We start from the raw sequence: 19,699 nt of genomic DNA on the forward strand, positions 1-19,699 counted from the left end.
ATTATACTGTGGCGAATAGTATAATAAAGCAAGATGTATTTGTAAGGAGGAATTCACTATGAAAATCCAAGAAGTAATGAATAAATACCCTGTTACTGTTGGCAAAGATGCGCCGATTTCTGATGTAGCTGATTTATTGGTTAAATATAATTTAACAGCTGTGTCCGTAGTGGATGATGATAATAAGTTGTTAGGTATTATCTCTGAAGGTGATTTACTTTATAAAAAAGTACGTCCTCATGTGCCTCATTATGTTAATGTATTAGGCGCTAGCATCTATTACAATGGCATCGGTGAATATAATGCTCAATTTAAAAAATTATTGGCATCTCACGTTCATGAGTTGATGACTGATGAAGTAATTACAACCACACCGGATAAAGATGTAGAAGAAATTGTATCTGTTATGCTTGATCAACATTTGAAAAATGTGCCAGTTGTAGATAAAGAGTACCGTTTGATTGGAATTTTGTCTCGTCGGGACATTATCAAATTGATTGCTAAAGATAACTAATTGGCATAATTATGTAAAATATGTAAAGACCACCCGTTTTGGGGTGGTCTTTTAGTGTATATTGAGAAGAATTGCATTGACCTTGCATTTATGTTATTATTAGGAGTGCATAATATACTACAGAAATTTGGGCATATTGCCCTTCAAGGAGGACATATTTTAAATGAAAGCAACTGTAAATCCTGTTGATCAACACGTAGTAACGTTAACTATTGAAGTACCTGCAGCAGAAGTAGATAAGGGCATTAAACAAGCTGTAAAACGCATTGCAGGTCAAGTGAACATCCCTGGCTTCCGCAAAGGACATGCGCCTCGCCGTATTTTGGAAATGAACTTCGGTAAAGAAGCTATCTTGGAAGAAGCGTTTGAAGTATTGGCTAGCCAAAACTATAGTGCTGCACTTCGTGAAAATGATATCGTGCCTGTATCTGAACCTGAAATCGAACGCGAACAATTCGAAGAAGGCAAAGATTTGATTTTCAAAGCTACTGTAACTAAACGCCCTGAAGTTAAACTTGGCGATTACAAAGGCTTAGAAGCAGATAAACAAGATGCTACAGTATCTGATGAACAAATCGAAGAACAGTTGAACAATATTCGTGAACAACAAGCAAAAATGGTTGTTGCTGAAGAAGGCGCTACAATTCAAAAAGACGACTTTGCAGTAATCGACTTTGCTGGTTCCGTTGATGGTAAACCTTTTGATGGTGGTGAAGGTAAATCCTACCCATTACAGATCGGTTCTGGTAGCTTCATTCCTGGCTTCGAAGATCAATTGATTGGCGCTAAAGCTGGTGATGATGTAACTGTAAAAGTAACATTCCCTGAAGACTACTTCGTAGCAGAACTTGCTGGTAAAGAAGCAGAATTCAAAACTCATATCCATGATATTAAACGTAAAGAATTGCCTGAATTGAATGATGAATTCGCAAAAGAAGCAAGCTCTTACGAAACTATTGAAGAATTGAAAAAAGATCTTCGCACTAAAATGGAGGAAGAAGCTTCCCGTCGTGCAATCGATACTTACAATGCTGACTTGATTCAAACAGCTGTTAAAAATGCAACTGTAGAAATCCCAGAAGTAATGATTAAAGATCGCGTAGAACAAATGATTCAAGAATTGGCTATGAATATGGAAGGCCGTGGCTTGAAACTTGATGACTACTTGAAATTCTCCAATAAAACTATCGAAGATTTACGCTCTGAATACAAAGATTCCGCAGCTGAAAACGTACGCGCTGATTTAGTATTGGATGCTATTGCAACTGCTGAAGGTATCGAAGTAACTCCAGATGATATGAACCGTGAAATCTTCATTATGGCTCAAAACTTTGGGGCAGATCCTAAAGAAGTTTGGGATATTATTGCAAAAGAAGGTCGTGTAGCTATGTTGGCAGGCTCTGTAGCTCGCAAAAAAGCAGCTCGATTCATTATTGATAATGCAAAAGGCGCTGAAGCGGCTGAATAATAGTTTGCTCAACTAGGTACATGAAAAGGTGATTACATGTATGTACCAATCGTAGTTGAACAAGGTGAACGCGGAGAGCGTTCCTATGATATTTACTCTCGCTTGTTAAAGGATCGCATTATTTTCCTTGGTGGCCCCATCGATGATAATGTGGCAAATGCGGTTATTGCGCAAATGTTATTCCTGGAAGCAGAGGATCCTGATAAGGATATCCATTTGTACATCAATAGCCCTGGTGGTGTTGTAACCGCAGGTATGGCTATTTATGATACGATGCAATATATTAAACCAGATGTGTCTACTATTTGTGTAGGCTCTGCAGCGAGCATGGGTGCTGTGCTTTTAACAGCTGGCACTAAAGGTAAACGATATGCGTTACCTCATGCGCGCATCATGATTCACCAACCATTAGGTGGTGTACAAGGACAAGCATCTGAAATTGAAATCCATGCCCGTGAGATTCTTCGCATGCGTGAAGAGTTAAATGGTATCTTAGCTTCTCGCAGTGGACAAGATATTGAAGTAGTAGCTCGCGATACAGATCGCGATAACTTCATGAGTGCTCAGGATGCCGTTGAATACGGCTTAATTGATGAGGTGCTCACAAGAGAACCTGTAGAAAGCAAGTAATGGAGGCGCCCCTTGGCAAAAGATAAAGACACTATGCGCTGCAGTTTTTGTGGACGCACAAGCGAAGAAGTCCGCAAATTAGTGGCGGGGCCTAACGTGTATATTTGTGATGAATGCGTTGAAGTTTGTGAACGCATCATTGCAGATGAGTTGGCTACGGTTGAGACGGACGACTTCAATTTAAAAGAATTGCCAACGCCTAGAGAAATTAAAGCTCATCTTGACGAATATGTCATTGGTCAAGATGATGCTAAAATCTCTTTAGCCGTGGCTGTATATAATCACTACAAACGTTTACAAACAGATAATGTAGTTGATGATGTAGAATTACAAAAGGCTAATGTTTTATTCATTGGTCCTACTGGTAGTGGTAAAACACTATTGGCTCAAACCTTAGCGAAAATGCTAGAAGTACCATTTGCTATTGCAGATGCTACAAGCTTAACTGAGGCTGGGTATGTAGGGGAAGATGTAGAAAACATCTTACTCAAAATTATCCAAGCTGCAGATTATGATATAGCTCGGGCTGAACGTGGCATTATCTATATCGATGAAATTGATAAGATTGCTCGTAAGTCTGAGAACCCTTCCATTACACGTGATGTGTCTGGTGAAGGCGTACAACAAGCATTGCTTAAAATCTTAGAAGGTACTGTCGCTTCTGTTCCCCCACAAGGTGGTAGGAAGCATCCTAATCAAGAAATGCTTCAAATTGACACTACGAATATTCTCTTTATTTGTGGTGGTGCATTTGATGGTATGGATAAGGTTATTACTAAGCGTACCGCTAAGAAAACACTTGGCTTTGGTGCAGATGTACAGCGTAAAGAAGAACGCAATGTATCGGCTATCTTAAAAGATGTTGTACCTGAAGATTTATTAAAATTTGGCTTGATTCCTGAGTTTATTGGACGTTTGCCAGTAATGGTGACATTAGATCAATTAGACAGAGATGCGTTAATTCAAATTTTGACAAAGCCTAAAAATGCATTAACAAAACAATATGAAAAAATTCTATCCCTTGATGGTGTAGAATTAACTTTCACTGAAGATGCATTAGAAGAAATCGCTGATGAAGCATTACAGCGAAAAACAGGTGCTCGTGGTTTGCGTGCTATCATTGAAAAGGTGATGAAACGCGTAATGTTTGAGGTTCCTTCCATGCCGGAAGTAACTAAGTGCATTGTGAATCGTGAATCCGTATTAAGCACAGGCGAACCTATACTCAAAAATGAGGCAGACCAAGACATCCAGTTGAAATCGTAATTCGAAGAAACTCATTTCTGTGTAGGAATGAGTTTCTTTTCATAATATATATATATACCTGGAGGAAGTATGAATTTACTCGAAGTTGGGATCCCTACCGTACCTCTCAGAGGTATGGTAGTATACCCGAATATCGTGATTCACCTCGATATCGGTCGAGACAAATCCATTAAGGCGGTGGAAGCCGCAATGAATGAGGACCGCATTTTAGCCGTCGTAACTCAAAAAGATGATGCTGTAGATGCACCAACAGTTCATGATTTAGCCCAAATGGGTACATTAGTAAAAATTAAACAAATGTTGCGCTTACCAGGTGGTATAGTACGTGTTCTTGTAGAGGGCATCACTCGTATTCGTCTTATGAATATTACTAGCATGGACCCTTATTATATAGGAGACTATGAACGAGTGGCGTCTGAATTTGAAGACGATGTAGAGCTTGAAGCTTATCGTCGTTTGGTTCAAGCTAAATTTGGCGAATGGGCAGAAGAAGCTAAATCAGTTACTGATGAAGGTGTAACGCGCGTTATGGAATTACGCAATCCTTGTGAATTAGCTGACCAAGTTGCATTTCTATTGCCTATTAATAATTTGAAACGTCAAGAGTTACTTGAAGAATTATCTGTGGCTCGTCGTCTTAACATGATTGTAGGCATTTTAAATATGGAATTACAAATCTCTGATTTGGAAAATTCCATCAATAATCAAGTGCGTCAATCTATGGAAAAAGCGCAGAAGGAATATTTCTTGCGCGAAAAAATCCGCGTTATCCACGATGAGTTGGGTGATAAAGGGAATCCCGAGGAGGAGGCAGAAGAACTACGAGTTAAGTTAAAAGCACTTAATCTAAGTGAAGACGTACATACGCGTATTGATAAAGAAATTTCTCGTTACAGCCGCATGCCTCAATTGATGCCGGAAGCAACAATTTTGCGCAATTACCTAGATTGGGTATTGGCATTACCGTGGAACGAATTAACGGAAGATCGTTTAGATATTAAGGGCGCTCATGCTATGCTCGAGGCCGATCATTATGGCCTTGAAAAGGTTAAGAAACGCATTTTAGAATTTTTAGCGGTTCGTAAATTAACTGGTAAAAATAGTGGCTCTATTCTTTGTTTAGTAGGCCCACCGGGCGTTGGTAAAACCTCTTTGGCTACCTCTATTGCTAAAGCAATGAATCGTAAGTTTATCCGTGCATCCTTAGGTGGTGTTCGTGATGAAGCTGAAATTCGTGGACATCGACGTACTTATATTGGTGCTTTACCTGGTCGTATGATTCAGGGGTTAAAAAATGTAGGTACTAAGAATCCTGTATTTTTATTGGATGAAATTGATAAATTAGCATCTGATTATAAAGGTGATCCATCTTCAGCGTTATTAGAAGTATTGGATCCAGAACAAAATAGCACATTTAGTGATCACTTTATCGAAGTACCGTTCGACTTCTCTGAAGTTTTCTGGATTACTACGGCTAATGTAGCATCTAATATTCCTGGTCCATTGTTAGATCGTATGGAAATTATTGAGTTGTCCAGCTATATGGAAGAAGAAAAACTAGAAATTGCTAAGCGTTACTTAACACCTAAGCAAATTAAGAAAAATGGCCTTGAAGATTACAAGGTTAAATTATCTGATGCTGTGTTAAGAAAGGTAATTTCCGAATATACTCGCGAAGCAGGTGTTCGTACTTTAGAGAAAACAATTGCTAAGATTTGCCGTAAGATTGCTTTCAAAGTAGTTGAAGAAGGCGGAGACGCACCAAAAGTCACTACTAAGAATCTTCACGAATTCTTAGGCGCACCAATCTTTGTTGACCAAGAGCGAGAAAAGAAAGCACAAGTTGGCTATGTAAATGGATTAGCTTGGACATCTGTTGGTGGTGTAGTATTACCATGTGAAGCTACAACTATGAATGGTACCGGTAAATTGGCTTTAACTGGTAGCCTCGGCAAGGTTATGCAAGAGTCTGGTCAAGCAGCTATGAGTTATATTCGCCATAATGCAAAAGCTTTAAAGATTGAAGAAGATTTTTATAAAAAGCTTGATATTCACGTTCACTTGCCAGAAGGGGCAACCCCTAAAGATGGTCCTTCAGCAGGTATTACAATGACATTAGCTATGGTATCTATTTTGACTAACCGCAAGATTCGTTCTGATATTGCCATGACTGGTGAAATCACATTGCGTGGCCGCGTATTACCAATAGGCGGCTTAAAAGAAAAATTATTAGCAGCCTTGTCTCATGGTATAAAAGAGGTATTGATTCCAAAAGGCAATGAAAAGGATATTGCAGAATTACCTGACATTGTGAAAGAGGGCCTCATCATTACGCCAGTTAAGACAATGGATGAAGTATTAGCAAAGGCACTTGTGTAATGCAAAAGAAGAAAAAATCCACTAAACCAATGGGCCCAAAACCACAATATACACGAAAAGAACCAAAGGGGCCTCGTATTATAGCGGCAAAATATAATACTTCCTGTGTGAAGGCGGATCAATATCCTGAAGGGGATACCGTAGAAATCGCCTTCCTTGGACGCTCTAATGTGGGCAAGTCTTCGTTGATTAATTCTTTATGTAACTATCGTGGGTTAGCCCTCGTTAGTGGTCAGCCAGGTAAGACTAAGACGATAAACTACTTTGATATTGAATCAAAAGAGGATATTTCTGAAACCGAGGAACGCAGATATAACTGGTTTCTCGTTGACCTTCCTGGTTATGGTTTTGCAAAGACAAATAAAGGAAACCGCAATCTGTGGTCTTCCTTTATTGCCGATTATATTTTACATTCTGAACGATTGATGTTGTTGTGTTTACTTATCGATGGTCGCCATCCTGAAATGGCCATTGATAAGGTGGCCTTTGATTGGCTCGTCGAAGCCGGTGTTCCGTTACAAATTGTAGTGACCAAGGCCGATAAATTGACGGCTAAAGAAAAGTCTGCAAGCTTGTCTATTATTAAAGAGCTATATCCAACGGCTACCTCGCCGATTTTGTACAGCTCTTTAAAGCATACTGGACGTGAGCTTTTACAACAACGAATCAATAAAATTTTGGTAGGAGATGAAGCATGAGTCAAACGAACGAATTAGAGATTATGGAACGCATTGCTCTAGATTTAGAGCATGTCGAAGAGTCTCTTGCATCATCTTTTAATACCGGTGCAGAGGACTTCAATGCACTGATTCGACCGTTATCAGCAGCAGGTGGTAAGCGTTTGCGCGCTCAATTGTGTCTATTGATTGCTAATGCAGGTACATCTATAGAGCGTCAACGCATTAAAATTGCTGAGGCTGTTGAAATGCTTCATTTAGCAACACTTATCCATGATGATGTTTTAGATCAAGCTGAAATTCGCCGTGGGGAGGATACAATTCACATGCATAAAGGCAATAAGGTAGCTATCCTTAGTGGTGATTATTTATTTGCTAAAGCATTTAAAATCGTATCTGAAATGACGAATATGAAGTATCTTCAAGTATTCTCTCATATTATTACATGCCTCGTAGAAGGTGAGTTCATGCAAATGGAAGATGTATATCGCATCGATCAAGGCATAGAGCGTTATATGACAAAGACGCAAAAGAAAACAGCAGACTTCATGGAAGGCTGTATGGAGCTTGGTGGTCTCTTAGGAGATTGGCAAGAGGATGAAATCATAGAGTTGAAAAAATATGGTCATGCATTAGGCATGGCATTCCAAATTACAGACGATATTATGGATTATCGTGAAACAGCGGAAACAACGGGAAAGCCTGTAGGGAATGATCTTCGAGAGGGACTATTGACGTATCCGTTATTAAGCATCGTTAACGATGGTAATAAAGATAAATTGCTTGAAGATATTAAAGGCTTAAATAATGGTGGTAATGAGCAAGACATTATTGATTATGTTATTGCTCAAGGTGGAATTGATAATACATTAGCTGTAGCTGATAAATATTGTAAAGATGCTCTAGCGGCACTCGCTGCAGTGCGTGATTTCTCAGGGAAGGAATTCCTTGTGATGGCTGTAGAAAATCTGGCTGATAGAAAGGTATAATATGGAACCATTCGAACCAAAATCGGATTTCGAATATCCCATGCAAAAACCTTCTTTTGATAGTGTAGTTCGTCAAAAACGGCGTGAAGCAGAACAAAAGTCTGAGCAAGAACGATATAAGGTGGCAACTCAACACATTCCTGAGGATGTGGAAGATGAACCAGTTTATACGGCTATAGAGCAGAAGATGATGGATGAAGCAAGGGAATTGTCTCTTGTAGGACATCTTTCAGAGCTGCGAAAACGATTGATTATAATAGCTGTAGCAGTTATTGTGGGAACTTGTATTTCTTATTATTATGTAGACTTATTATTGGAAATACTCCTAAAACCGGCTGGCAAGCTCTATTATATGAGACCTACTGAAGCATTTTTTACATATATGAAGGTGTCTGTTGTAGGTGGCTTAGTCATAGCCGCTCCCATTATATTGCATCAGATTTGGCTATTTGTTAAGCCTGCACTAACTGTGCGAGAAAAGCAGCTATCTAACTGGATCTTACCAGTAGCAATTGGTCTATTCGGGATAGGTATTGTATTTTCTTATTTTCTCGTATTGCCTGCAGCGGTAAAGTTCTTTATGGGCTTTGCTACAGATGAATTACAACCGATGTTTTCTATTGGTCAGTATATGGACTTTGTATTATCCTTTGTACTGCCCTTTGGATTTATCTTTGAGTTGCCGTTGATCTTAATTATTTTGGGATATTTCAACTTAATTACATCACGCTTTTTAAAAACGAAGCGAAAGATATTTATTCTTATATCCTTTATCATAGGTGCTGTCATTTCACCTACACCGGATATGTTCTCGCAAACGATGATTGCATTACCTATGATATTGCTATATGAAACAAGCCTATTTGTATTGGCTAAGATTATGAAGCGCTAAGGAGTCTTTTAGGAGGAACGATGAAAACCTACGAAAATTTAACCACATATAATCCTGGTGAAATAGAAGGCAAATGGTATTCTTATTGGGAAAATCAAGGATACTTTCACGAAGAAGTAGACACGAATAAAGAGCCATTTAGTATCGTATTACCACCTCCTAATGTAACTGGTATGTTGCATATGGGGCATGCCCTTGATAACACATTACAAGACATCCTCATCCGTTTCAAACGCATGCAAGGCTACAATGTATTGTGGATGCCAGGTACAGACCACGCTGGTATTGCTACACAAATCAAAGTAGAAGAGATGCTTGCTAAAGAAGAAGGAAAATCTCGCTATGATTTGGGCCGTGAAAAATTCGTAGAGCGCGTGTGGGAATGGAAAAAAGAATATGGTGATACTATTGTAAAACAAATCCGTAGCCTTGGCGCATCCTGTGATTGGAACCGTGAGCGATTTACTTTGGATGAAGGGTATTACCATGCAGTGCGCGAAGTATTTGTAAGCCTTTATGAAAAAGGTTTGATCTATCGCGGTGAACGCATCATCAACTGGTGTCCTCGTTGTGCCACTGCGTTATCTGATGTTGAAGTTGAGCATGAAGACGAACATGGCCATTTATGGCATATTAAATATCCTGTAAAAGGTGAAGATAATCGTTTTGTTGTTGTTGCTACAACTCGTCCAGAAACAATGTTTGGTGACGTAGCAGTAGCAGTAAATCCTGATGATGATCGTTATAAAGATCTCATTGGTAAAACATTGATCTTGCCATTTGTTAATCGAGAAATTCCTGTAATTGCCGATGACTATGTAGATGCTAGCTTCGGTACAGGCTGTGTAAAAATTACACCTGCTCATGACCCTAATGACTTTGAAATGGGCCAACGTCATAATTTGGAATCCATCGTTGTTATGAACAATGATGCAACAATGAATGAAGGTGCTGGCAAATTTAATGGCTTACCTCGTGAAGAAGCGCGTAAACAAGTAGTAGCAGAACTTAAAGAATTAGGCCTACTTGAAAAAATTGATGATCATGACCATGCAGTAGGTCATTGCTCCCGTTGTAATACAATCATCGAACCAATGGTATCTAAACAATGGTTCGTAGATATGAAACCATTGGCAGAGCCCGCTCTTAAGGTTGTTAAAGACCACGAAGTAGAGTTCGTTCCTGAACGTTTTACAAAAACATATGTGAACTGGCTTGAAAATATCCGCGATTGGACGATTTCTCGTCAATTGTGGTGGGGCCATCGCATTCCTGCATGGTATTGTGATAACTGTGGTGAAACTATCGTTAGCCGTGAAGATATTACAGAATGTCCTCATTGCCACGGTCATGTTACACAAGATCCAGATGTTCTTGATACATGGTTTAGCTCTGGTTTATGGCCGTTTGCCACAATGGGTTGGCCTAAGCAAACTCCAGAACTTAAACAATGGTATCCAACAAGTGTGCTTGTAACTGGTTACGATATTATCTTCTTCTGGGTTGCTCGTATGATCTTTATGGCTCTTGAGTTTGAACATGAAATTCCCTTTAAACATGTATTTATTCATGGTCTTGTTCGCGATAGCCAGGGCCGTAAAATGAGTAAATCTTTGGGCAATGGTATTAATCCGCTTGAAGTTATCGACCAATATGGTGCTGATGCATTGCGCTTTACTCTTGTAACTGGCAACACACCTGGTAACGATATGCGTTTCTATATGGAACGTGTTGAGGCTAACCGTAACTTTGCCAATAAGATTTGGAATGCATCAAAATTTGTATTGATGAACCTTACAAATTATGATGAAAGTTTTGTTCCAACAGCAGATGATTTGACATTAGCAGACCAATGGATTGTTCAAAAATACAATGAAACCGTACAAAGCGTAACATCTAATCTCGATAAATTCGAACTTGGTGAAGCTGCAAGCTCCGTATATGATTTCATTTGGAATACGTACTGCGATTGGTACATTGAATTAGCGAAACCTCGTTTGTATAGTGAAAGCAACGAACGTGATCGTCGTACAGTTCAATATTTACTTGTAACAATCTTACGTCATATGCTCGAATTATTACATCCATTCATGCCGTTCGTAACTGAACATATTTGGCAACATTTGCCACACGAAGGGGACAGCATCGTTGTTACTAAATGGCCTGAAGCATTGAAATTCGATAATCTTGAAGGGGCAGCACGTCAAATGGAAGTTATGATGGATGCTATCAAAGGTATTCGTAACATGCGTGCTGAAATGAATGTGCCTTTAGGTAAAAAAGCTGAGGTTATCGTAGCGCCAACAGATGAAGCATTAGCTAAAACTGTAGCAGAACATAGTGACTACTTCGTAACATTGGCTTGGGCTGAGAAAGTAACAATTCTTAGTACCGATGATCCAAAACCAGAAAATGCGACTGTAACCGTTGTCAATGGTATGGAAGTATATCTCTTACTTAAAGACTTGATTGACGGTGAAAAAGAAAGAGAGCGTATTGCAAAGGAAAAAATCCAAATGGAAAAAGAAATTTCTCGTTTGGAAGGTAAATTGTCTAACCAAGGCTTCTTAGCAAAAGCGCCTGAAGCTGTAGTAGCAAAAGAAAAAGAAAAGTTAGAAGAATATAAACAAAAACAACAAGCGTTATTGGAACGTGAAGCGTTCCTTGAAACCTTATAATAGGAGGTTTATATGACATATCAGGAGGCCTTAGCCTATTTGGAGCAGGCATCTTCATTTGGTATTAAACCTGGCCTTGAACGAATTACGGCTCTTATGGATGTGTTAGGGAATCCACAAGAAGATTATAAAATTGTTCATGTTACAGGTACAAATGGTAAGGGCTCGGTTACCTCATATATTTCCTACGCACTGTTTACAAGTGGATTACGGGTGGGGCGATTTACATCGCCTCACCTTCAATCCTATACGGAGCGTATTCAAATTAATGATGGAAATATAACAGAGGAAGCCTTTGGAAAATTAATTAGTCGCGTAAAGATTGCAGTAGATACTATTATTAGTAATGGAATAGAAGCGCCAACACAATTTGAAATATTAACAGCTGCCGCATTTTTATTCTTTAAGGATCAAGGTGTCGACTATGCTGTAGTAGAAGTTGGTTTAGGTGGCTTACTAGATTCTACTAATATCGTGACTCCAAAAGTATCTGTTATTACTAATGTAACAATAGATCATCAAGCATATTGTGGTGATACTGTCGAGGAAATTGCACGCCATAAAGCGGGGATTATCAAATCTAAAGTGCCTGTAGTGACAGCTGCACAAGATACACCTCTTAATGTTATTGAGGACGTAGCTAAAAAACAACATGCTAAGCTTTATGTTTTTAATAAAGATTTTGGTATCGATAGCCGTAGCGCTGTAACGGGTGGTCAAATGATTACGGTTAGTTCTAACGATGCTGCACCTGCTATGCTGTTTACGACGATGGCTGGCATTCATCAATCTGTAAATCTCGCTTGTGCATTGATGGCCGTACGCCTGTTGATGAAAGAGGATACGAACATCAGTGAAGAAACGATGCGTGAAGGATTTGCCCGCACTACGTGGGCGGGGCGCTTTGAAGTTAAACGAGGCTTAGATCGTACCTTTATATTTGACGGTGCTCACAATGCGGCAGGGGCTGAGTCTTTTGCCATGACGTACAATGAACTATTTAAGGACACACCGAAAACGGTGGTAATGGCTATCCTTAAAGATAAAGACCAAGAGGCTATTATTCGTGAAGTGGTTAAATCTGGCGACACAGTCCTCGTTGTACCTGCACCAACAGATAGAACAGAGGTACCTGAAAACTTGGTTGAAGTGATTCGCCGTACTGTACCTAAGGTGACGGCTCAAACTGCAGAATCTGTTGAGGCTGCATTAGCATTGGCATACAAACATACAAAGACTGGTGATATCATTGCTGTATGTGGTTCTTTATATATTCTAGGGGATGCTCGTCAGTGGTTTTTCCATGAGATGAGTCATTGAGGTGAGAATATGGAACTCTCACTCATTCCTAATCAGAAACGACTTACCTTTTATATTGAACGATTAATCTATGGTGTCGTTATTGCGATGCCTCTTCAACCAATGGTAGGAGATGTACTTCTCTGGTTGGCTATAGGTTTGGCATTATATGATTTAATTTCTAGTAAATCATTGAGTTTGCCGACAGGTTATTTATCTTGGACTGTTATGATCTTTGTTATCTGGACAGGTATATCGTCGTTAATGTCCCCAAACTGGGATTGGTCTATTCAGAGCTGGTTCTACCAAATTGTAGCGGGTGGGGGCATGTACTATTTAGTTCGTACCTATATTCGAACACCTAAACAGTGGAACTATTTTCTTCGTGCCTTTTTAGGTACAGCCGTTCTTGTATGCATTATTGGGGCCTATCAGTATATATTTGTTCCTAATATACATATAAAAGAATGGGTAGATGCAGCACAATTCCCTAAATTGATGCGTCGAATGGCGTCTACATTGCAAAATCCTAATTTGCTAGGGGCTTATCTGTTGATGGTACTAAGTGTATGTATTAGCTATATTCTTGTTTATATGAAAGAGAATCGTACTCGTGAAGTTGTTACAATGCTGATCATTGGTGTTGTACTATTTCTAACGATGTTATTAACCTATTCGCGTGGTATTTGGATTAGTTTTGCGGCCATGATTCTGTATTGGGCTATTTTCGTAGAACGAAGACTATTCTTATCCTTGTTAGTGGTACCGTTAATTCTATACTTCTATGAAGGGGAAGTTGCTTCACGACTTTGGTCTATATTCCAAGGTCATGATACGTCATCAGATCTTCGCTGGGCTCTATGGGATAGCACAATGTATATCGTACGAGAAAATCCAATCTTTGGTATTGGGTGGAATACATTCTACTTAGTTTATCCAGAGTATAACTATTACATTCAAGGTCCTAATGTGTTGATGTATCATGCCCATAATTTATATTTAAACATATTGGCTGAAACAGGTATTCCTGGCTTGCTATCATTCCTAGCAGTTATCGTCGGTCATGTTATTACATCTGTTCGTTTGAAAGGGGATATGTTCCGACAAGCTGCACAGATAGGTATAGGCGCTTTAGCTATCGGAGTTCTTTTTAGTGGATTGTCTGATTTTGAGCTCTATAGCCATCAAGTTACTATTGTTTTTTGGCAACTCCTTGGTTGGGTTGGGGCCTTTGTGAAAGTACAACTTTCCACAAAGGCCCATATGTAAAAGGTATATTTTGTATAATTAGTAAGTTTTATGGTAGCGATACAATTTCATAGTATGGTATAATTTATACATACCTTAGCAGGGTAAGCTTAAGTATATTTAACCGGTTTTCTAATGTTAGAATAATTGAACATTATTGCTTGCATTTGAAAACCGGTTTTTTGTATATCTATATTTTTATAGGAGGTGTAGCGGTCAGTTTCTGTATATATTATTTCTTTATTATATTGATAAGGCTCTATATGTTGTATTGAGATAGTTCGATATACATAAAAAACAACAATATATACTATTAAATTGATAATTCCTGTGAGTTATATCGGTGTGAATAAAACTTATGTGAAAATGTAAAAACCTATGCGTTTTGGTCATAATGCACAGTCGGAGTGTGATAAAAAATACATTTTAGTAATATAAGTTGACAATACATTGGATGTGGACTACGATGAAGTCGGTTTAAGGAACGTATTAGACCAAAGAGATTCAATTGTCGTTTAACAATGTTACTCTTAAAGGAGATGGTTATGGTGATAGACATCAAAGACCGCGTAAAAAATGTGGACCTGCAAGGTAAAATTGTCACTGCTTATGATGCAGCTCAGTTGATTAACCCTAATGATAAAGTTGGTATTTCCGGCTTTACACCATCGGGTTATGCAAAAGTTGTGCCATTGGCATTGGCAGAACGAATGGAAAAAGAACCATTCAAAATCGATTTGTGGACAGGTGCTTCCGTAGGTGATGAAGCTGATGGCGCATTAACTCGTGCTAATGGTATTAATCGCCGCTTTCCATATCAAACCAATAAAGATATGAGAAAGGCTTTAAATGGTGGAGATGTTAAATACATCGATATGCATTTAAGCACAATGGCACAAAATATTCGTTATGGATTTTTTGGGGATTTAGATGTAGCAATTATTGAAGTATGTCAAATCAACGAAGATGGTTCTTTAGTACCGACTACTTCTGTTGGTAATTCTCCAACATTTGTTAGTCAAGCTAAAAAGGTTATCGTAGAGGTAAATGTATCTCAACCATTATCTTTAGTTGGTATGCATGATATCTATGAACCGTTGGATCCACCACATCGTAAACCAATTCCGTTGGAACAGGCCGGCGATCGTATCGGTACAGAAGCAATACCTTGTGATCCTAGCAAAATCATTGCTGTGGTTCCAAGTGATGTACCTGATACAACAAGACCTTTAGCTGCTATTGATGATGATGCAAAGGCAATGAGTCAACATCTTATCAAATTCTTTGAACAAGAAATTGCAGAAGGTCGTTTGCCTAAAAACTTGCTTCCGTTGCAATCCGGCGTAGGTTCTGTAGCAAATGCGGTAATCAGTGGCTTGGCTCAAGGGCCTTTCACAGATTTATCTATTTATACAGAAGTAATTCAAGACGGTATGTTTGACTTAATCGATGCTGGTAAAGTAACTGTATGTTCCGGTACTGCATTGAGTCCTTCTCCAGATGGATTGAAACGTTTCTATGCGAATATTGATGAATATCGTAAAAAAATAATTCTTCGTCCGCAAGAAATTTCCAATAACCCTGGTATTGCTCGTCGTATTGGTGTCATTGCCATGAATACCGCTATCGAATTTGATATTTTTGGCAATGTAAACTCTACTCATATTATGGGTAGCAAAATGATGAATGGTGTTGGTGGTTCTGGTGATTTTGCACGTAGTGCATATCTCACTATCTTCTGTACTAACTCCGTTGCTAAAAATGGCGACATCAGTTCTATCGTTCCATATGTATCCCATGTGGATCATCCAGAACATGACACTATGATTTTCTGTACAGAACAAGGTGTTGCTGACTGTCGTGGTTTAAGTCCAGTGGAAAGAGCTCGTTTGATTATTGAAAAATGTGCTCACCCAGACTACAAACCTATGTTAACTGAATACCTAGAAAAAGCATTAGCTGCAACAAAGAATGCCCATACACCAATGTTGCTTGATGAAGCTCTTTCTTGGCATAAACGCTTCACAGAAACTGGAAGCATGAAAAAATAACCTGTTTTTTTAGGAGGATGATGAAAACATGGCTTACGAAAACTTAAAAGCCCAAATTGCTGAGTACAACAAACTTTGTGACGAAAAATGCGCAAAAACTCCAGAACGTCAAAACTTAAAATACAACCGTGTGTATACACCAGTTGATATTGAAGGCTTTGACTATGAACGCGATTTGGGAATGCCTGGCGAATTCCCTTATACTCGTGGCGTACAACCTACTATGTACCGTGGTCGTTTCTGGACTATGCGTATGTATGCAGGCTTCGCTACAGCTGAAGAATCTAACAAACGTTACCGCTACCTAATCGAATCTGGTGCAACAGGCTTGTCCTGTGCATTCGATTTGCCAACTCAAATCGGTTATGACTCTGATGATGTTATGGCTGAAGGCGAAGTTGGTAAAGTAGGTGTAGCGATTGACTCTTTGGCAGATATGGAAATCTTGTTCGATGGCATCGACCTTGGCAAAGTATCCACTTCCATGACAATCAACGCTCCAGCATCCGTTTTGTTGGCAATGTATATCGCAGTAGCTGAAAAACAAGGTGTACCTTCCACAGAATTGAAAGGTACTATTCAAAATGATATTTTGAAAGAATATGCAGCTCGTGGTACTTACATTTTCCCTCCAAAACCATCTATGCGTTTGATCACTAATATCTTCGAATATTGTTCTCAATACGTTCCAAAATGGAATACAATTTCTATCTCCGGTTACCACATCCGTGAAGCAGGTTCCACAGCAGCACAAGAAATCGCATTTACAATTGCTGATGGTATCGCATACGTAGAAGCAGCTTTGAAAGCTGGTCTTGATGTTGATACATTTGCTGGTCGTCTTTCCTTCTTCTGGAATGCTCATAATAATGTACTTGAAGAAGTTGCTAAATTCCGCGCATCTCGTCGTTTATGGGCAACAATCATGAAAGAACGTTTTGGTGCAAAAAAACCAAAATCCATGATGCTTCGTGTACATACTCAAACAGCTGGCTCCATGTTGACTGCACAACAAGTTGATAACAACATCGTTCGTGTCGCTCTTCAAACTGCAGCTGCTGTAATGGGCGGTACTCAATCCTTACATACAAACTCTCGTGACGAAGCTTTGGCTCTTCCTACAGAAGCATCTGTACAAGTAGCTCTTCGTACTCAACAAATCGTGGCTTACGAATCTGGTTTGGCTGACGTAGTTGACCCATTGGGCGGTTCCTACTATGTTGAAGCTATGACTAACGCTATCTATGACGAAGCTATGGCATACATCAAGAAAATTGATGAAATGGGCGGCGCTGTAGTAGCAATCGAAAAAGGCTATATCCAAAAAGAAATTCAAGAATCCGCTTACAAATGGCAAATGGAAGTTGAATCTGGCTTACGCACAATCGTTGGCGTAAACAAATTCCAAGTTGAAGAAGAAGCTCCAAAAGACTTGCTTCGCGTAGACGCTTCCGTAGGTGCTAACCAATCTAAGAAAACTCAAGCAGTTCGTGCTAACCGCGATCAAGCCGCAGTTGATAAAGCCTTAGCTGATTTGAAAGCTGGCGCAGCTGACGAATCTGTTAACTTGATGCCATTAATTCTTGCAGCAGTTAAAACATATGCTACTTTGGGTGAAATTTGTAATGTATTGCGCGAAGTATTCGGTGAATACGAAGCTCATTCTACATTATAATATCGGCTGATTTCGGAGGTAATATATCATGGCAGAAAAACGTATTAGAGTAATTGTAGCAAAACCAGGTCTTGATGGTCATGACCGTGGTGCAAAAGTAGTAGCACGCGCACTTCGCGATGCTGGTTTCGAAGTAATCTACACTGGTCTTCGTCAAACACCAGAACAAATCGTTGAAGCAGCGCTTTCTGAAGACGTTAATGTAGTTGCATTATCTCTTCTTTCCGGTGCTCACAATACATTGTTCCCTAAAATTGTTGAACTTTTGAAAGAAAAAGGCATGGGGGATGTTCTTGTAATCGGTGGTGGCGTTATTCCTGACGCTGATATCCCTGGCTTGAAAAAAGCTGGCGTAGCGGCAGTATTCACACCTGGCACACCAACTAGCGATATCGTTAACTTTATTAAAGAAAACGTAAAATAATTGCTTGGGCAAAGAGGGGTGCAACTCTAATAGTTGGCTCCCCTCTATTCCCATATTCGAAGATAGGTGGTGAGGCGAATGGATTTAGTTAAAGGCCTTTTTGAAGGTTCTAGACTAGCCTTAGCACGGTCCATAACAGCTGTAGAAAACGAGTATGATAATGCCATCGATATTATGAAGGCAATTTACCCTAAAACGGGGAACGCACGTATTCTCGGTATTACAGGGGCCCCTGGTGCTGGTAAAAGTACTTTGACCGATAAGGTGGTTAAACATTATTTAGATCAAGGTAAAAAAATCGGCATCGTTGCCATCGACCCAACTAGCCCATTCTCTGGAGGTGCTATTTTGGGGGACCGTATTCGAATGAATGATTTAACATTAAATGAAAATGTGTTCATTCGAAGCATGGGCACGCGTGGTAGTCTTGGTGGATTATCTAAGAAGACTGCAGACGTTGTAAAACTCATGGATGCCTTTGGCATGGATTTAGTAATTATTGAAACTGTAGGCGTAGGTCAATCTGAAGTAGATATTGTAAAAAATGCTGATACTACATTGGTTGTACTGGTTCCTGGTCTCGGTGATGATATCCAAGCTATCAAGGCGGGTATTCTTGAAATTGGCGATGTATTTGCTATCAACAAAGCTGACCGAGATGGTTGCGATCGTTTGAATGTAGAAATTGAAATGATGCTTGACCTAGATTCTCGTGAAGTAAAATGGCGCCCACCAATTAAGCGCACAATTGCTAGTAAAGACCAAGGCGTAGATGAGCTTATCGACGCTTTAGATGAACATTTTGAGTATCTTGAAGATTCTGGTGAATTGGAATCTCGTCGGGCAGAACGTACTCGTGATGAAATCATCGCAATGATTAATGAACAAATTGGTCGTTATGTAGCTGATAAAATTGTTACAAGCGACGAATTTAATAGCCAAGTGGCAGCTGTTAATGAACGCGAAAGCGATCCATATACAGTTGTTAATGGCGTAATGACAAGCGTGCTAAAGTAGACGGCGACTACATAGCATTAGAGATTTAGCCTTGAAAAGGAGATAATCAAAATGGCTTTTAAAGTATTACAAGTGGATCACATCGGTATTGGTGTTAATGATTTAGCAGCAACTAAAGAATTCTATAAAAATGCATTAGGCATTGAACATCTTCCTGAAGACGAAATCGTAGAAGAACAAAAGGTAAAAGTATCCTTCTTCCCTTGTGGTGATGCTGAACTTGAATTCTTAGAAACTACAACTCCAGATGGCCCTATCGGTAAATTTATCGAAAAAAATGGCGGTCGTGATGGTATCCAACACGTTGCATTGCGCGTTGATAATATTGAAAATGCTATTGCTGATTTGATGGCTAAAGGCGTTCGTATGATTGACGAAAAACCTCGTTATGGTGCAGGCGGCTCCTCAATTGCTTTCTTACATCCAAAAGCAACTGGCGGTGTTTTGCTTGAATTATGTCAACGTATGAAATAATACAGTATCCAATTCACA

The 19,699-nt window shown here is 39.3% G+C and carries 16 protein-coding genes; all 16 read left to right on the forward strand.

Annotation, left to right across the window (positions count from 1 at the left end; all coding sequences use genetic code 11):
* The first annotated feature begins 58 nt into the window (after positions 1–58).
* Positions 59–514, forward strand: a complete 456-nt coding sequence (locus PK1910_RS00570; protein ID WP_004696521.1) for a CBS domain-containing protein — start codon at positions 59–61, stop codon at positions 512–514.
* Between the two features lie 163 nt (positions 515–677).
* On the forward strand, positions 678–1,982 hold the full coding sequence (tig, locus tag PK1910_RS00575; protein WP_008601449.1) for a trigger factor: 1,305 nt from the start codon (positions 678–680) through the stop codon (positions 1,980–1,982).
* Positions 1,983–2,018: 36 nt separating this feature from the next.
* On the forward strand, positions 2,019–2,612 hold the full coding sequence (gene clpP / locus PK1910_RS00580; RefSeq protein ID WP_004696517.1) for an ATP-dependent Clp endopeptidase proteolytic subunit ClpP: 594 nt from the start codon (positions 2,019–2,021) through the stop codon (positions 2,610–2,612).
* Between the two features lie 12 nt (positions 2,613–2,624).
* Entirely contained in the window at positions 2,625–3,878 is a 1,254-nt protein-coding gene (gene clpX / locus PK1910_RS00585; protein ID WP_287511297.1) for an ATP-dependent protease ATP-binding subunit ClpX, read from the forward strand.
* Between the two features lie 69 nt (positions 3,879–3,947).
* A complete protein-coding gene (gene lon, locus PK1910_RS00590) occupies positions 3,948–6,257 on the forward strand; it encodes an endopeptidase La (RefSeq protein ID WP_331299035.1) in 2,310 nt (769 codons plus the stop codon).
* Positions 6,257–6,955 (forward strand): ribosome biogenesis GTP-binding protein YihA/YsxC, encoded by a 699-nt coding sequence (gene yihA / locus PK1910_RS00595; protein WP_004696509.1) that lies wholly within the window; start codon positions 6,257–6,259, stop codon positions 6,953–6,955. The genes lon and yihA overlap by 1 nt, the downstream gene beginning before the upstream one ends.
* Positions 6,952–7,923, forward strand: coding sequence for a polyprenyl synthetase family protein (locus PK1910_RS00600; protein WP_278607091.1), 972 nt, complete (start codon positions 6,952–6,954; stop codon positions 7,921–7,923). The genes yihA and PK1910_RS00600 overlap by 4 nt, the downstream gene beginning before the upstream one ends.
* Position 7,924: 1 nt before the next feature.
* Positions 7,925–8,815, forward strand: a complete 891-nt coding sequence (tatC, locus tag PK1910_RS00605; protein ID WP_012864607.1) for a twin-arginine translocase subunit TatC — start codon at positions 7,925–7,927, stop codon at positions 8,813–8,815.
* A 20-nt stretch (positions 8,816–8,835) separates the two neighbouring features.
* Positions 8,836–11,493, forward strand: a complete 2,658-nt coding sequence (locus PK1910_RS00610) for a valine--tRNA ligase (RefSeq protein ID WP_287511295.1) — start codon at positions 8,836–8,838, stop codon at positions 11,491–11,493.
* A 12-nt stretch (positions 11,494–11,505) separates the two neighbouring features.
* Positions 11,506–12,813, forward strand: a complete 1,308-nt coding sequence (locus PK1910_RS00615) for a bifunctional folylpolyglutamate synthase/dihydrofolate synthase (RefSeq protein WP_287511294.1) — start codon at positions 11,506–11,508, stop codon at positions 12,811–12,813.
* A 9-nt stretch (positions 12,814–12,822) separates the two neighbouring features.
* Positions 12,823–14,061: an O-antigen ligase family protein gene (locus tag PK1910_RS00620; protein WP_004696499.1), complete on the forward strand. Its 1,239-nt coding sequence runs from the start codon at positions 12,823–12,825 to the stop codon at positions 14,059–14,061.
* A gap of 524 nt (positions 14,062–14,585) precedes the next feature.
* Positions 14,586–16,091, forward strand: a complete 1,506-nt coding sequence (locus PK1910_RS00625; RefSeq protein WP_012864603.1) for an acetyl-CoA hydrolase/transferase family protein — start codon at positions 14,586–14,588, stop codon at positions 16,089–16,091.
* Positions 16,092–16,119: 28 nt separating this feature from the next.
* On the forward strand, positions 16,120–17,766 hold the full coding sequence (locus PK1910_RS00630; RefSeq protein ID WP_004696495.1) for an acyl-CoA mutase large subunit family protein: 1,647 nt from the start codon (positions 16,120–16,122) through the stop codon (positions 17,764–17,766).
* 28 nt (positions 17,767–17,794) lie between these two features.
* Positions 17,795–18,190, forward strand: a complete 396-nt coding sequence (locus tag PK1910_RS00635) for a cobalamin B12-binding domain-containing protein (protein WP_004696492.1) — start codon at positions 17,795–17,797, stop codon at positions 18,188–18,190.
* Positions 18,191–18,268: 78 nt separating this feature from the next.
* Complete coding sequence (gene meaB, locus PK1910_RS00640) at positions 18,269–19,207, forward strand: methylmalonyl Co-A mutase-associated GTPase MeaB (RefSeq protein ID WP_004696489.1); 939 nt, start codon at positions 18,269–18,271, stop codon at positions 19,205–19,207.
* Positions 19,208–19,258: 51 nt separating this feature from the next.
* The gene (gene mce, locus PK1910_RS00645) at positions 19,259–19,681 is read left to right on the forward strand and encodes a methylmalonyl-CoA epimerase (protein WP_004696488.1); all 423 of its coding nucleotides are present in this window, start codon (positions 19,259–19,261) and stop codon (positions 19,679–19,681) included.
* Positions 19,682–19,699 lie beyond the last annotated feature (18 nt).

This window comes from Veillonella parvula (assembly GCF_036456085.1).
In the GTDB taxonomy this organism is placed as follows: domain Bacteria; phylum Bacillota; class Negativicutes; order Veillonellales; family Veillonellaceae; genus Veillonella; species Veillonella parvula_E.